This window comes from Pedobacter africanus, assembly GCF_900176535.1.
Lineage (GTDB): Bacteria > Bacteroidota > Bacteroidia > Sphingobacteriales > Sphingobacteriaceae > Pedobacter > Pedobacter africanus.
This window is the reverse complement of record NZ_FWXT01000001.1, coordinates 2,445,569-2,459,531: the sequence shown is the minus strand read 5'-3', so window position 1 is coordinate 2,459,531 and position 13,963 is coordinate 2,445,569. Positions and strand designations below refer to the sequence as shown.

16 protein-coding genes are annotated in these 13,963 nt (G+C 45.0%); 9 read left to right on the top strand and 7 right to left on the bottom strand.

What is annotated here, in order from left to right; genetic code table 11:
- Nucleotides 1-113: 113 nt before the first annotated feature.
- Entirely contained in the window at nucleotides 114-1,658 is a 1,545-nt protein-coding gene (locus tag B9A91_RS10145; RefSeq protein ID WP_084238216.1) for an MFS transporter, read from the top strand.
- 12 nt (nucleotides 1,659-1,670) lie between these two features.
- Entirely contained in the window at nucleotides 1,671-1,910 is a 240-nt protein-coding gene (locus B9A91_RS10140; RefSeq protein ID WP_084238215.1) for a DUF6814 family protein, read from the top strand.
- Nucleotides 1,911-1,916: 6 nt separating this feature from the next.
- Here the strand turns inward: B9A91_RS10140 and B9A91_RS10135 are convergent, their stop codons facing one another.
- Together B9A91_RS10135 and B9A91_RS10130 are read right to left on the bottom strand one after the other, a co-directional pair.
- Nucleotides 1,917-3,101, bottom strand: a complete 1,185-nt coding sequence (locus B9A91_RS10135) for a class I SAM-dependent rRNA methyltransferase (RefSeq protein WP_084238214.1) — start codon at nucleotides 3,099-3,101, stop codon at nucleotides 1,917-1,919.
- Between the two features lie 25 nt (nucleotides 3,102-3,126).
- On the bottom strand, nucleotides 3,127-3,762 hold the full coding sequence (locus B9A91_RS10130; protein ID WP_084238213.1) for a LysE family translocator: 636 nt from the start codon (nucleotides 3,760-3,762) through the stop codon (nucleotides 3,127-3,129).
- An 85-nt stretch (nucleotides 3,763-3,847) separates the two neighbouring features.
- Here B9A91_RS10130 and B9A91_RS10125 point away from each other — a divergent pair, with 85 nt between their 5' ends.
- From B9A91_RS10125 to B9A91_RS10115, 3 genes are all read left to right on the top strand, one after another.
- Nucleotides 3,848-4,183, top strand: a complete 336-nt coding sequence (locus B9A91_RS10125; protein WP_084238212.1) for a tRNA-binding protein — start codon at nucleotides 3,848-3,850, stop codon at nucleotides 4,181-4,183.
- Nucleotides 4,184-4,657: a nucleoside deaminase gene (locus B9A91_RS10120; protein ID WP_084238211.1), complete on the top strand. Its 474-nt coding sequence runs from the start codon at nucleotides 4,184-4,186 to the stop codon at nucleotides 4,655-4,657.
- Nucleotides 4,658-4,771: 114 nt separating this feature from the next.
- A complete protein-coding gene (locus tag B9A91_RS10115; RefSeq protein WP_084239667.1) occupies nucleotides 4,772-5,377 on the top strand; it encodes a superoxide dismutase in 606 nt (201 codons plus the stop codon).
- A 321-nt stretch (nucleotides 5,378-5,698) separates the two neighbouring features.
- On the opposite strand, the gene B9A91_RS10110 is transcribed toward B9A91_RS10115, so the two are convergent.
- Both B9A91_RS10110 and fcl read right to left on the bottom strand, forming a co-directional pair.
- Entirely contained in the window at nucleotides 5,699-6,631 is a 933-nt protein-coding gene (locus tag B9A91_RS10110; RefSeq protein WP_084238210.1) for a hydrogen peroxide-inducible genes activator, read from the bottom strand.
- 38 nt (nucleotides 6,632-6,669) lie between these two features.
- A complete protein-coding gene (fcl, locus tag B9A91_RS10105) occupies nucleotides 6,670-7,599 on the bottom strand; it encodes a GDP-L-fucose synthase (protein ID WP_084238209.1) in 930 nt (309 codons plus the stop codon).
- A 120-nt stretch (nucleotides 7,600-7,719) separates the two neighbouring features.
- On the opposite strand from fcl, the gene trmB reads away from it, so the two are divergent.
- The 3 genes from trmB to B9A91_RS10090 are packed head-to-tail and all read left to right on the top strand — an operon-like array spanning nucleotide 7,720 to nucleotide 9,261.
- Nucleotides 7,720-8,370 carry a tRNA (guanosine(46)-N7)-methyltransferase TrmB gene (trmB, locus tag B9A91_RS10100; RefSeq protein ID WP_084238208.1) on the top strand — a complete coding sequence of 217 codons (651 nt, stop codon included), beginning with the start codon at nucleotides 7,720-7,722 and terminating at the stop codon, nucleotides 8,368-8,370.
- Entirely contained in the window at nucleotides 8,370-8,696 is a 327-nt protein-coding gene (locus B9A91_RS10095; protein ID WP_084238207.1) for an MGMT family protein, read from the top strand. The genes trmB and B9A91_RS10095 overlap by 1 nt, the downstream gene beginning before the upstream one ends.
- A 4-nt stretch (nucleotides 8,697-8,700) precedes the next feature.
- Entirely contained in the window at nucleotides 8,701-9,261 is a 561-nt protein-coding gene (locus B9A91_RS10090; protein WP_084238206.1) for a DNA-3-methyladenine glycosylase I, read from the top strand.
- Here the strand turns inward: B9A91_RS10090 and B9A91_RS10085 are convergent, their stop codons facing one another.
- Complete coding sequence (locus B9A91_RS10085) at nucleotides 9,262-9,954, bottom strand: hypothetical protein (RefSeq protein WP_084238205.1); 693 nt, start codon at nucleotides 9,952-9,954, stop codon at nucleotides 9,262-9,264.
- Between the two features lie 66 nt (nucleotides 9,955-10,020).
- On the opposite strand from B9A91_RS10085, the gene polA reads away from it, so the two are divergent.
- Nucleotides 10,021-12,837, top strand: a complete 2,817-nt coding sequence (gene polA, locus B9A91_RS10080) for a DNA polymerase I (RefSeq protein ID WP_084238204.1) — start codon at nucleotides 10,021-10,023, stop codon at nucleotides 12,835-12,837.
- A 71-nt stretch (nucleotides 12,838-12,908) separates the two neighbouring features.
- Here polA and B9A91_RS10075 read toward each other — a convergent pair whose 3' ends face one another.
- Together B9A91_RS10075 and B9A91_RS10070 are read right to left on the bottom strand one after the other, a co-directional pair.
- Nucleotides 12,909-13,586, bottom strand: a complete 678-nt coding sequence (locus B9A91_RS10075; RefSeq protein WP_084239666.1) for a metal-dependent hydrolase — start codon at nucleotides 13,584-13,586, stop codon at nucleotides 12,909-12,911.
- Between the two features lie 36 nt (nucleotides 13,587-13,622).
- On the bottom strand, nucleotides 13,623-13,928 hold the full coding sequence (locus B9A91_RS10070; RefSeq protein ID WP_084238203.1) for a YbaB/EbfC family nucleoid-associated protein: 306 nt from the start codon (nucleotides 13,926-13,928) through the stop codon (nucleotides 13,623-13,625).
- Nucleotides 13,929-13,963 lie beyond the last annotated feature (35 nt).

Genomic DNA, 13,963 nt, shown 5'->3' with positions numbered 1-13,963 from the left:
AGGCCCGTTATTGCTTTGTGTACGGTAACGTAGATTAACTTTTGTTCTAATATTTTGCTGATATTTCGGAATTAATTGTAGATTTATTGTTTTAGTCAACCTTTAAACCAAATATGAGCCAGGAACCACAACAAAGCAGTATTTTTAAAGTGATAGGCGCCTCTTCGCTGGGCACCTTAATTGAATGGTATGATTTCTATATTTTCGGAAGTTTAGCCACCATTATCGGGACACAGTTATTTCCGGCAGACGCCGGGGCTTCGGCATTGATCAATACCCTGGCTATTTTTGCAGCAGGCTTTATTGTCAGACCTTTTGGAGCCCTTGTATTCGGGCGGCTGGGTGATTTAATTGGGAGGAAGTACACTTTTCTGCTTACACTGGTCTTGATGGGCGGCTCAACCTTCCTGATTGGCCTGATCCCCTCTTATTCAAGCATAGGCTATGCAGCCCCTATACTGGTATTAATTTTACGGCTGATACAGGGCCTTGCCCTGGGCGGGGAATATGGCGGGGCAGCTACTTATGTGGCAGAACACGCACCAGCCAACAAGCGAGGCTTTTTTACCAGCTGGATCCAGACTACCGCTACAGGCGGGCTGTTCCTGTCGCTGGGGATTATCGTATTGACAAAAAACCTGGTGGGTGCCGAAAGTTTTGCCGACTGGGGCTGGAGGATTCCCTTCCTGCTGTCTATCCTGCTGGTTGGTGTTTCTATCTACATCAGGATGAAAATGCACGAATCTCCGATGTTCAGTAAGCTGAAATCGGAAGGAAAGGTATCCAAAAATCCACTGAAGGAAAGTTTTAGTCATAAAGCCAATTTTAAAATGGTGCTGCTTGCCTTATTTGGCGCAACCATGGGGCAGGGGGTGATCTGGTACACGGGCCAGTTTTATGCACAGTCCTTCATCGAAAATACCTGCCATGTTGATTTTAACGACTCCAGGTATATCCTTTTATGGGGGATCGCCTTTGCAACCCCTTTCTTTGTAATTTTTGGTTCCTGGAGCGATAAGGTAGGCCGTAAGTGGATCATGCTCGCAGGAATGCTGTTGGGGGTAATATTTTACCGCCCGATATACCAGGTTTTCCTGGACGATACAGACGTATCAAAAGTGGAGCAGAAAGACATTGCCTCTGTTTCTGATCCGGTAGTGATGCGTACGGCCATTGCAGAAACGGGAGATAGCCTGATTACCACAACATCAACGGTTACTTTGCTAAATGGGGCTTCTTTTCAGAAAATACAGTCGCACACCAAATATGCAGATCCGGGCAAGCCAGCGCTTGAAATGCCTGATGCCTATAAGGATAAAAAATTATCGACCCCTGTTTTTTGGAAGTTTGTGGCACTGATCTTTTTCCAGATCCTGCTGGTAACCATGGTTTACGGGCCTATAGCGGCTTTCCTGGTAGAACTGTTCCCTACAAAGATCAGGTATACTTCTATGTCGCTGCCTTACCACGTAGGTAACGGGGTGTTTGGCGGCCTGGTGCCATTCATTGCCACGCTCATTGCCAGCTTTTCAGGCTCTACACCTTTATCTGGGCTGTGGTACCCGATAGGCATTGCAGCACTGAGTTTATTGATCGGTACTGTTTACCTGTCCAATAAAAAGCCTGACCATAACGAAGCTGAAGCAGAAACCCATTAAAAGAAATTGATCATGAACGGATTAAAAAAAGCATTAGGATTATTCTGGATTGCCTTAGGCCCAGTCTCAATTATATTCATGTTTATGCAGGCCTTTGAAAAGGTAGGCCTCGCAGCAGAGGGTGTACAAAGAACCAATACCGCCCTGCAATGGGGTATCATATTGTTCATCTTTATCCCCATCAGTGCGGGGCTGGTTATTTTTGGCTGGTATGCCTTAAAAGGCGAGTACGATCACCTGCCGGAGGATTAGACCGTTTTATAAAACCCGTAACAAGAGCCCTTTTAGGTATTCTCCTTCAGAAAAGGAAATGCGGACAGGGTGGTCTTCGGGCTGGCAGAACTGTTTAATGATCTGAACTTCCCTGCCGGCATCCAATGCGGCCCAGGCGATGATCTGCTTAAACGTTTCGATATCTACTGCTCCGGAGCAGGAGAAAGTGGCCAGAATCCCTCCCTCTTTAAGCAACAGCATACCCAGGCGGTTCAGGTCCTTATAGGCCCTGGCTGCACGGTCTAATGCCGAACGTGAAGGGGCGTATTTTGGTGGGTCCAGTACCAGTACATCAAAGGTTTGGCCTGCGTCTTTAAAAGCACGAAGCTGTTTGTTTACGTCAGATTGTATACTGGTTTGCTGTTCAGCTTTAAAGGCATTCAGTTCCAGGTTATGCTTTAGGGTTTCTATGGCCAGGGCCGAGCTGTCTACACTGGTTACATGTGCGGCCTGGTATTTTAAACTGTTTAAAGTAAAACCACCGCTGTAGCAGAAACAGTCGAGCACGTTTTTGCCCCTGGTGTATTCAGCAAGGATTCTTCGATTATCGCGTTGATCGCAATAAAAGCCGGATTTCTGTCCCTCAGCAATGTTGATGTGGTAAAGGATCCCGTTTTCTTTTACTTCGATAAATTCAGGAGGGTTTTCTCCCCATAACAGACCCTGTGTAGCTTCCAGGTTTTCGTGCTTACGTGCGCCGGCATCACTCTTGTCAAATATGCCCTTAGGGTTCAGCTCTTCCCGTAAAATAACGATGATCTCTTCTTTGATGTTTTCTATTCCGGCACTTAAAATCTGCAGGGAAAGGAAATCTGCATATTGGTCTACAATCAGTCCCGGCAGGAAATCTGCCTCGCTGAATATCAGCCTGCAGGTATTGGTGTCTTCGTTTAAGATATGGCCTCGTGCCGCAATGGCCTGCTTAATCTTTTGCTGGTACCAGGCTTTGTCTATTGTTGCCGTTTCGTCCCATTCCAGCAGGCGCAAGGCAACCCTGGAAAGGTCGTTGAAATAGGCATAGGCCAGAAATTCTTTATCAGCAGAGCGCACGGCTATAATTTCACCATTTACAGGCTGTCCTTTAATCTTGTCAATAGCACCCGAAAAGATCCAGGGATGACGCAGCATAGCAGCTTTTTCTTTGCCTTTTTTAAGAATTACATCGATCATGCTGCAAATTAAGGGAAAAATAGTGTCATTTCTCTTTGGTAAGCGCCATTTTTACAGCTAGCGACGCAAGGATGCTGGCCATAACCCATTTCTGGGCCCGCATCCAAAGCGGATTGCCGGCAAAGAACAGGGCTGCCCTGGCGGCACTGAGCACAATGATCAGGTTTACGGAAAAACTGATGCAAACTTGTGTGATGCCCAGCTGCAGGCTTTGCATAAATACCGACCCGTATTCGGGTTTGATGAAATAAGGAAAGAAAGACAGGTAAAACACCGCTACTTTAGGATTCAATACTGTGGTTAGGACACCTATTTTAAACAGCTTTGCCGGCTTGTCATTGCTCAAATCTTTACGGACCTCAAACGGGCTTCGGCCATTGGGTTTAATGGCCTGGTAAGCCAGGTAAAGCAAATACACTACACCCAGGGTTTTTATTGTGGCATACACATAGGGTACTGCAAAAAGCACTGCGGTGAGCCCGGCAGAGACCATCACAATGTGAAATAAAAAGCCAGATATGATGCCCATTAAAGAGATCAGGCCGGATCGCTGTCCCTGTGTAATGGACCGGGAAATCAGGTAGATCATGTTTGGGCCCGGGCTGATCACCAGGATCAGGGCGGCAAGGGAAAAATAGGAGATTTCTTTGAGTGGGATCATTTCTATATCAGGGGTTTAGCGGGTGTGGTCACAAATATAAGCGGAACAGCGGTACAGAATTGCCGATAAATTGTAATTTTAGGGCATGGAAGAAATAAGCTGGAGCGATTTTGAAAAAGTGGAGTTGCGTGCAGGAACAATTATGGAAGTTTTGGAATATCCTGAGGCCAGAAAGCCTGCCTATAAGGTAAAGGTTGATTTTGGGGAGCTGGGAATAAGAATGAGCAGCGCTCAGATCACGGCGCTTTATTCCAAAGAAGAGTTGGTGGGCCAACAAATTGTAGGGGTGTTGAACTTCCCGAAGAAACAGATCGGTAAATTTATGTCCGAATTCCTGGTAACAGGGTTTGCTGATGAAAATGGGGATATTGTGTTAACCACTTTAAATGGAAAAGTGCCGAACGGCAGTAGAATGATATAAATGAGTTATTATAATTTTTCAGAAGAGAAAGATGCTGTAGCAGAAGATGAGCATTTTATGCGGTTGGCCCTGCATGAAGCGCAAAAAGCGTACGACCTGCAGGAAATCCCTATAGGGGCCATTGTGGTTTGTAAAGGGAAGATTGTTGGCCGTGGGCATAACCTTACGGAGCAACTGAACGATGTAACCGCCCATGCTGAGATGCAGGCTTTTACGGCTGCTGCCCAAACATTGGGCGGTAAATATTTAAAGGATTGTACCCTGTACGTAACCATAGAGCCTTGTGTGATGTGCGCTGGTGCCAGTTACTGGACGCAGATTGGCAAACTGGTGTACGGCGCGTCCGAACCGAAAAGGGGATTTAGCACAAAAGGCGGTCAGCTGCTGCACCCGAAAACTGTTTTAAAGAGCGGTATTCTGGCAGAGGAATGCGGGGCGTTAATGACGAAATTCTTCGCAGGAAAAAGGGCTTAACTTTACAAAGTCTTGAACAAAACTTAACCCCCGATTGTTATATTTGCTGTGAACAGCAAAGGATTTTGCTACAAATCTGAAATCATACAATTTTTAAACATAAATCATAATAATATGGCTTTTGAATTACCTGCGTTACCATACGCAACAGATGCATTAGAACCGCATATCGATAAACAGACTATGGAAATTCACCATGGCAAACACCACCAGGCGTATGTTACCAATTTAAATAAAGCTTTAGAAGGAAAGCCTGAGGCTAACCAAAGCATTGAAGAAATTGTTAAAAATATCTCAAAATTTCCTGTTGCGGTAAGGAATAATGGCGGTGGTCATTATAATCACTCTTTGTTCTGGGAAGTTATTGGCCCGAATAAAGGTGGCGAGCCAAAAGGAGAATTGGCTGATGCGATCAATACCGCTTTCGGTTCATTTGCCGAGTTTAAAACGAAGTTTGCTGAGGCTGGTGCTACCCGCTTCGGTTCGGGATGGGCATGGCTAAGCGTTGGTGCAGATAAGAAATTAGTGGTTTCCTCTACACCTAACCAGGATAACCCTTTAATGGATATCGCTGAGGTAAAAGGAACACCGATTTTAGGTATGGATGTATGGGAGCATGCTTACTACCTGAAATATCAAAACAGACGTCCGGATTATATTGCTGCTTTCTGGAGCGTTGTAAATTGGGATGCTGTAGCTGAGCGTTTCAAAAATGCATAATTTAATGCCTGTTTGATACAGGATCAATTATATAGGATAGCCCGGAAGTGTAAACATCCAGGCTGTTTGTTTTTGTAGCCCAATTGGGATATAATAGTTGTTCTATAGCTTAGATTTGCCTGCCATAAAGAAAGAATAAACCCCTGGTCAAAGTGAGGGCTAAGCGCAGAAGGTACAAAGGTTGGAAATGCCAGGCGATTGATTCTAGGGTTTCTACGAACAACCTAAATGTCACTTTAAAGTTATACAGGAGGCTATTTATTTTAGTTTACTTGTACTGACCGATTGACGATAGAGCCCGGGGAAACCCGGGCCTTATTTTTATATCCCTACCACATCTTTCTTCTTTTTCTGCTTCATGGCTTTCGGAATTATTTCCAGTATTTCTTCTTTAAGCGCGTTCAGCATTCTCTTCTTGATGAAGTTTTTATGTGTAACCAGGCTGATCTCCCTTACCGGCTCTGGCGATTTGAAATGATGCACTTTACTGAGCTGTTTGCTGCTGAGCTCCTCAAGTGCAAGTTCAGGAAGCAGGGTTGCGCCATTGTTCATGTCGACCATGCGGATCAGCGTTTCTACACTTCCGGTATTATAGGTAAGGCCCTGGAGCCGATTGTGCTTGGTAGACCTGCAGATATTGAGTACCTGTGAGCGCATACAATGGCCTTCATTCAATAGCCAGATGTTTTCATCTTCCAGGTCTTCGGCATCAATGGTTTTCTTTTTAGACAGCTTGCTGTTTTTGCTGATATAAGTAACAAAATTTTCGTAATACAGTGGTTGCTCAATGATGGCCTGTTCGCCTAGCGGAGTGGCTAAAATGCCGCAATCCAATACACCAGTTTTTAAATGGTGCAGAATGTCTTCAGTAGTATATTCCCAGATCAGCAATTTCAGGTCCCGGTACTTCTCCATCATGGCTGCAATTACTTTGGGTAAAAGGTAGGGTGCTACAGTAGGGATGATGCCCACTTTAAGTTCACCTGCTACGTCCTGCTGCTCATTGCTGATGAGTTCTTTGATCTTAAGGCTTTCCTGCAGTACCTGACGGGCCTGTTCAATAATACGTGCGCCAATTTCAGTTGGTACAACAGGTTGTTTGCTGCGGTCAAAGATCTTTACATTTAACATCTCTTCCAGTTTCTGGATCTGCATGCTCAGCGTGGGCTGTGTAACAAAACATTTTTCGGCAGCCCCAACAAAACTCCTGTAGGTGTCTACTGCAACAATATATTCGAGCTGAACTAAGGTCATATAGCTAAAGTTTATTCACTTCAGCAAATATATCAATTTTAGCTATGCTTTTCCAGGAAGTCCTGATAGGCCAGTTTAATGCCTTCTTTGAGTTCAATTTTATGTTTCCAGCCCAGTTGGTGCAGTTTGGATACATCCATCAATTTGCGTGGTGTTCCATCTGGCTTTGTGCTGTCGAAAGCGAGGGTGCCTTCAAAGCCTACGATTTCTTTGATGAGGAGTGCAAGGTCTTTGATACTGAGGTCCGTGCCGGTGCCGATATTCAAAAAGCCGGCCTCGCTGTAGTTTTGCATCAGGAAATAACAAGCATCGGCCAGGTCATCGGCAAAAAGGAATTCGCGCATGGGCGTTCCTGAACCCCAGATATTCACCTCGGTGCCGCCATTTACTTTGGCTTCATGAAACTTCCGGATCAGGGCAGGCAATACATGAGAGTTTTGCGGATGGTAATTGTCGTTATAACCGTAAAGGTTGGTTGGCATTACAGAAATGAAATCGCAGTTGTACTGGCTGCGGTAAGCATCGGCCATTTTTATACCCGCTATTTTAGCGATAGCATAAGGCTCATTGGTTTCTTCGAGCAGGCCGGTAAGCAGGTATTCCTCTTTTAATGGCTGCGGTGCCAGTTTTGGGTAGATACAGCTGGAACCCAGGAACATCAGTTTTTTTACCCCATTTTTATGAGCCTGGTGGATCACGTTGTTCTGAATACAAAGGTTTTCGTACAGGAAATCGGCCCTGTAGGTATTGTTGGCCACAATACCGCCCACCTTTGCGGCGGCCAGAAATACATATTCCGGTTTTTCTGCCTCAAAAAAATCGGTTACCGCCTGCTGGTTGCGCAGGTCAAGCTCAGCCGAAGTTCTGACAACCAGGTTACTGTAACCTTCTTTCTGTAATTTACGGTAAATGGCAGAGCCAACCATTCCACGGTGCCCGGCAACATATATTTTTGCGTTTTTCTCCACTGATCTCAAATTGGTTTACAAAAGTACGAATTCTTCTGAGAGCCTGAGGGTAAAACGGACTTGCTAGTAAATTCTGTTAAGTTTTATATAAATTTGTGGTTATACTATAATTAATTTGAAGTGGGTAAAGATAAATTAAGAAAATTTGCCGAAATAGATGCTTTTCCGAATGTTTACCAGCTCGATGCGGGTAAAGCATTGAAGGGAAAATGGGCCAGGGAACATTTTAAGAACGATAATCCTGTTGTATTGGAGTTGGCTTGTGGTAAAGGAGAATATGCGCTTAACCTGGCACGGATGTTTCCCAAAAAGAATTTTATTGGGGTGGATCTTAAGGGTAACAGGATCTGGAGGGGTGCCCGTACCGGTATGGACGAGGGGGTTACAAATCTGGCCTTTTTAAGAATCCAGATAGAAGATATCATAGACTTTTTTGCTGAAAATGAGGTAGATGAAATATGGATTACTTTCCCTGATCCGCAACCACAGGACAGCCGCGAAAAGAAGCGCCTGACATTTCCAGGCTTTCTGGATAAGTACAAAACTTTTTTAAAGCCGGGAGGAAAAATAAATCTGAAAACCGATAACGATGGTTTATATCTTTATACGGCAGAAAAGGTTGAAGAGCTGGGCATGAAGATCCATAAAAAAACAGACAATTTATATAAGTCTGACCTGTACGATGATGTGTTGTCTATCAAAACGCATTATGAAAGGATTTATTTAAAACATGATAAAAACATCAATTACATACAATTCTCTTTTGAGTAATGGAACAATCTTTTTACGACCAGGTGTTTGAATTGGTAAGGCTGATCCCGAAAGGGCGGGTAACCTCATATGGTGCAATTGCCAGGAGCCTGGGAGCCGGCGGTTCGGCCCGCATGGTGGGCTATGCCATGAGCAATGCCGGGTTCGCGAAGCCAAAAATACCAGCACACCGGGTGGTAAACAGTAGCGGCCTGCTTACCGGCAAATTCCATTTTAAACCGCCGGAACGTATGCAGGAGCTATTGGAAAAAGAAGGAATTGTGGTAAAAGGAGATAAAATACAGAACTTTAAAAAACATTTCTGGGACCCCCTTATAGAATTATAAGCTTATGGCAAACCAAATCAGGTGCGGATGGTGCGGAACGGATCCGCTTTATGTAAAATACCATGATGAAGAATGGGGAAAGCCGGTTTATGATGATAAGGTGCTGTTTGAGTTCCTGTTGCTTGAGGGGGCACAGGCCGGCCTGAGCTGGATCACTATTCTGAAAAGAAGGGAAGGTTACAGAAAAGCCTTTGCAGATTTTGACGTGCAAAAGGTGGCCGCTTTTAATGAAAAGGATGAAGAAAGGTTGATGAACGATCCTGGCATCATCAGGAACAGGTTGAAGGTGAAGGCCGCAATTCACAATGCTAAGCTTTTTATAACGATTCAAAAAGAGTTTGGTTCTTTTGCCAACTATATGTGGGGCTTTATTCCAAACCGGAAACCTATACAAAATCCCATTAAAACGCTTAAGGATGTACCTGCACGCACGGAACTGTCTGACGCCATTAGCAAAGACATGAAAAAACGGGGCTTTAAGTTCTTTGGTACCACCATCTGCTATGCACACATGCAGGCCACGGGCATGGTGAACGACCATGTGGCCGATTGCATCTGCAGATAATTATTTATGCATTGCATTATAGGCCGCCACAAACGAGCGCACCAGCTTGGCATCAAAACTTTCGGTGGCCTTTATGCGCTCTGCAAGGTCTTCATCGTTGGTCATTTTCTGTAAAAGCGCAGTTTTGATCTGTTGGTTTTTGCCTGCGGAATTACCACCCTCAACCGGGATTTCCTGCATAGGGCCTGTACCAAACTTTTCTATGAAATAGGCTGTCGGGCCAGCCACTCTGGTAGCTTGTTCTTCACGGTTCCTGCCACCGCCAATGGTAATGCCCACGCCACCACCTAGCCCGCCAAAACCGCCTGTGCCACCACCAATGCCAATAGAAGGCCTTACCCTTGCCCTTTTGGGCTGCGGCTCTTCAACAAGCGCGGTACTTCCGCCAATGCTGTACAGGTTCACCGCACCCTGCTCCAGCAGCCTGAAGAAACGATGCTCCATGCGTTTTTTGATGACGATGGGCTTGCTCACATAGGTTTCACCGTTCCACAAAAACGCTTTGATGTCTTTTGCCTTGAACTGTGAAATTGATTCATCTTCGTTCTTAAGAATAACTGTAGAGAAATCCGTGCCCTGGATCGTGCCCCGTACAAAATTACCTTCAGAAATGGTTACTGCATCCTGTGCTTTCAGCGCTGCCGATGCCATCAGGAACATTACCAGTACCTTATAAAACTTTATTGATTTCATATTTGTCAAATAACGGAAATTATCGGGTTATTAGTACCTTTATCGAAGTAACATTGAAATGGAAATATGAAAAAACTTTTTCTTCTTGACGGTATGGCGCTGATTTACAGGGCGCATTTTGCACTGAGTAAAAACCCAAGGTTTACTTCTACCGGAATTAACACTTCGGCCGTAATGGGCTTTGCCAATACCTTGATGGAGGTTCTGAAAAAGGAGAATCCTACCCATATTGCTGTGGTTTTTGATACCGATGCCCCTACCGAAAGACATACCGACTTTGAAGCCTATAAGGCGCACCGGGAGGCCATGCCAGAAGACCTGTCGGCCGCGCTTCCCTACATTTTTAAGCTGATAGAAGGATTCAGGATCCCGGTAATTACCAAAGATGGTTATGAGGCAGATGATATCATCGGCACTTTGGCCAAGGAGGCTGAAAAGCAAGGCTTCCAGGTGTTTTGTATGACCCCGGATAAGGACTTTGCGCAGCTGGTATCCGATAGTATTTTTATTTACAAACCTGCAAGAATGGGGAATGAAATGGAGATACTTGGAGTTAAAGAGGTACTGGCCAAATGGGAAATAGACCGTGTAGACCAGGTTATAGACATACTGGGTCTGTGGGGAGATGCGGTAGACAACATTCCGGGCATCCCAGGGATAGGAGAAAAAACAGCGAAAGCACTTATCAAACAATATGGTTCCGTAGAAAATATCATTGCCAATTCGCATGAGCTGAAAGGCAAGCAAAGGGAAAATGTTGAAACCTATGCAGAGCAGGGGCTCATCTCCAAAAAGCTGGCAACCATTATATTGAACGTTCCGGTAGAATTTGATGAAAGGGCTCTGGAATTGGAAGAGCCAAGCCGGGAGTTGCTGGAACCCTTGTTTGCAGAGCTGGAATTCAGGACCATAGGCAAAAGGGTGTTTGGCGAAGGCTTTAATAAAGGAACCGCAACAGTAATTAGCCAGCAGACCGATCTATTTGGAAATGTTGTTGGCGAAACCATTTCTTACACAGAGCTGATAACCGTACCGGCACCAGTGCTGGAACTTCCAGAAGTAAAGGTCTTAAATACCATTGAAAATATTGCACACAATTATCAGCTTGCCAATACACCGGAAATGCGTAAAGCACTTGTTGAGCTGTTGATGAAGCAGGAAAGGATTTCTTTTGATACAGAAACTACGGGTACCGATGCCAACCTGGCTGACCTGGTTGGTTTATCTTTCAGTATTAAGCCCGGAGAAGGTTATTATGTACCTGTACCGGCCGAAAGGGCAGCTGCCCAGGAGATTGTAGAAGAGTTCAGGATGGTTCTGGAAAATGCTGATATTGTTAAAATAGGGCAGAACATCAAGTACGATATGCTGGTATTGAAATGGTACGGGGTAGCTGTAAAAGGGCGTTTGTTTGATACCATGCTGGCGCATTACCTGATTGATCCGGATACCAGGCACAATATGGACGTGCTGGCCGAGAATTATTTAAACTATTCGCCCATCTCCATAACTACCCTGATCGGTGCCAAAGGCAAAGCGCAGGGCAATATGCGCGATGTTCCTGTAGAAAAAGTGACCGACTATGCTGCCGAGGACGCTGATGTGACCTTACAGCTGGCTGGTGTTTTTGAACCTCTGCTAAAGGAGCTGAACGCCGAAAAGCTGGCGACGGAAGTAGAAAACCCCCTGATCTATGTGTTGGCCGATATCGAAAAAGAAGGAGTGAGAATTGACATGGATACGCTGGTTAATTATTCAAAAGAGCTGGAGCTTGACATCAGAAAATTTGAGCAGAATGTGTACGAGAAGTGTGGTGTACAGTTTAACCTGGCCTCACCAAAACAGCTTGGAGAAGTGCTTTTTGATAAACTAAAGCTGGACCCTAAGGCAAAAAAAACCAAAACAGGCCAGTACCAGACTGGCGAAGATGTATTGCTGGCCCTGGCCCATAAAAGTGATGTGGTACAGGATATCCTGGATTTCCGTCAGCTGCAGAAGCTAAAATCGACCTATGTGGATGCCCTGCCTTTGCTGGTTAATCCAAAGACAGGCCGTGTACATACCAGCTTTAACCAGGCTGTTGCCGCTACAGGCAGGTTGAGTTCCAATAATCCGAACCTACAGAATATTCCTATCCGTACCGAAAGAGGGAGGGAGGTACGTAAGGCTTTTATCGCCAGGGATGAAAACCATATCCTGCTTTCAGCAGATTATTCGCAGATAGAGCTGCGTATCATTGCCGACATCAGTAAAGAGGAGAACATGCTCGACGCTTTCAGCAAAGGCATAGATATCCATACCGCAACAGCGGCCAGGGTTTATGGTATTGCTATTGAAGATGTGGATGCAACACAGCGACGGAATGCCAAGGCTGTGAACTTCGGCATCATTTACGGGCAGTCGGCCTTTGGTCTGTCCCAAAATTTAGGCATACCGAGAAAGGAAGCAGCTGAAATTATAGAACAGTACTTTACCCAATATCCGGGCATAAAAAAATACATGTCAGACACCATGAACTTTGCCCGTGAAAATGGTTTTGTTGAAACCATTCTGGGTAGAAGAAGGTATTTGAGGGATATCAATTCGGCCAACCAGACCGTTCGTGGTTTTGCCGAACGAAATGCCATCAATGCACCGATACAAGGCTCAGCCGCCGATATGATCAAAGTAGCGATGATCAACATTCACAAAGACATTCAGGACAAAGGACTGCAATCCAAAATGACCATGCAGGTGCATGACGAGTTGGTTTTTGACGTGCTTAAAACCGAGGTGGAGGTCATGAAAGAGCTCATTTCACACCGGATGAAGACTGCGATCAAAACTACAGTGCCAATTGAAGTTGAAATTGGAGAGGGCGACAACTGGCTTGCGGCGCATTAACTTCTGTTAAAAAGCAAGCATAACGGCTATTAAATAAAAAAGTACTGGTGTGTATTCCGGTACTTTTTTTACTAAAGTTCAATGGTTTCTCCTATTGCAGGCAGCAGCAATACTTTGTTTTCTCTTTTAAATTTCGCAACAGCCGCTTCCGGATCTATTTGGATTGGCGGGAAGGTATTGTAATGAACACCGATTACCTTTTCGCACTCGAGGTACTTGGTGGCTACCAGGGCATCGTCTACATCCATGGTATAGTGTCCGCCTATAGGCAGGATGGCATAATCCAGGCTGTGCAGGTCTGCCAGTAGTTTCATTTCTGTTGTAAGGGCAGTATCTCCGGCAAAATAGATGGATTTTCCTTCAAGCTCCAATACAAAGCCAGCCGGATTGCCGCCATAGCTGCCATCCGGATTGCTGCTGCTGTGTACAGCCCATACCGTGCGTAAGGTGCCGAAATCAAATTTCGATTTACCGAAATTGATATCAGTTACATTTTTTACCCCCTGTTTTGTGATCCAGTGTGCCACTTCTACCATTGCAATTACCTGGGCATTGCTCTGATTGGCAATCTGCACAATATCGGCCACATGGTCACCATGGCCGTGGCTCACCAGGATGTAATCGGCTTCAATAGATTTGATGTCAATATGCTTTGCAAGGGAATTCCCCGAAATAAAAGGATCAAAAAGAAATTTTTTGCCATCTGCTTCCAGCTGAAAGCAGGATTGTCCGTAATAAGTATACTTCATTTTGCGCTGTTTTTCTTTGTCAAACATTACCGGTTTTTAGCCACCAAACATACCACCCAAACCGCCAAGCATATCTTTGGTTGCTGCCTGCATTTCGCTGGCGCTTACCTGCTCTGCTTGAGTCAGGGCTTTGTTTACTGCTGTAAGCAATAACTCTTCCAACTCTTCCTTGTCTGCAGTTTTGTGAAATTCTTCTTCAATTTCTATCGCTGTAATTGCTTTGTTTGCAGTGGCGGTAACACGGATTGCCCCGCCTTCAACTTCCCCGAAAACAGAGATGGTATCCAGGCGTCTTTTTATCTCATCGGCCTTTTGCTGTGCGGCCATCAATTTATCGAACATATCTTGTTGTTTTAATTATACAACGAAATTAAAGG

Coding starts and splice junctions, on each gene's coding strand:
- B9A91_RS10110 (WP_084238210.1), bottom strand. CDS start 6,631: ATGACCTTAGTTCAGCTCGAATATATTGTTGCAGTAGACACCTACAGG.
- B9A91_RS10140 (WP_084238215.1), top strand. CDS start 1,671: ATGAACGGATTAAAAAAAGCATTAGGATTATTCTGGATTGCCTTAGGC.
- B9A91_RS10115 (WP_084239667.1), top strand. CDS start 4,772: ATGGCTTTTGAATTACCTGCGTTACCATACGCAACAGATGCATTAGAA.
- polA (WP_084238204.1), top strand. CDS start 10,021: ATGAAAAAACTTTTTCTTCTTGACGGTATGGCGCTGATTTACAGGGCG.
- B9A91_RS10125 (WP_084238212.1), top strand. CDS start 3,848: ATGGAAGAAATAAGCTGGAGCGATTTTGAAAAAGTGGAGTTGCGTGCA.
- B9A91_RS10095 (WP_084238207.1), top strand. CDS start 8,370: ATGGAACAATCTTTTTACGACCAGGTGTTTGAATTGGTAAGGCTGATC.
- B9A91_RS10120 (WP_084238211.1), top strand. CDS start 4,184: ATGAGTTATTATAATTTTTCAGAAGAGAAAGATGCTGTAGCAGAAGAT.
- B9A91_RS10145 (WP_084238216.1), top strand. CDS start 114: ATGAGCCAGGAACCACAACAAAGCAGTATTTTTAAAGTGATAGGCGCC.
- B9A91_RS10135 (WP_084238214.1), bottom strand. CDS start 3,101: ATGATCGATGTAATTCTTAAAAAAGGCAAAGAAAAAGCTGCTATGCTG.
- B9A91_RS10090 (WP_084238206.1), top strand. CDS start 8,701: ATGGCAAACCAAATCAGGTGCGGATGGTGCGGAACGGATCCGCTTTAT.
- B9A91_RS10075 (WP_084239666.1), bottom strand. CDS start 13,586: ATGAAGTATACTTATTACGGACAATCCTGCTTTCAGCTGGAAGCAGAT.
- B9A91_RS10070 (WP_084238203.1), bottom strand. CDS start 13,928: ATGTTCGATAAATTGATGGCCGCACAGCAAAAGGCCGATGAGATAAAA.
- B9A91_RS10130 (WP_084238213.1), bottom strand. CDS start 3,762: ATGATCCCACTCAAAGAAATCTCCTATTTTTCCCTTGCCGCCCTGATC.
- B9A91_RS10085 (WP_084238205.1), bottom strand. CDS start 9,954: ATGAAATCAATAAAGTTTTATAAGGTACTGGTAATGTTCCTGATGGCA.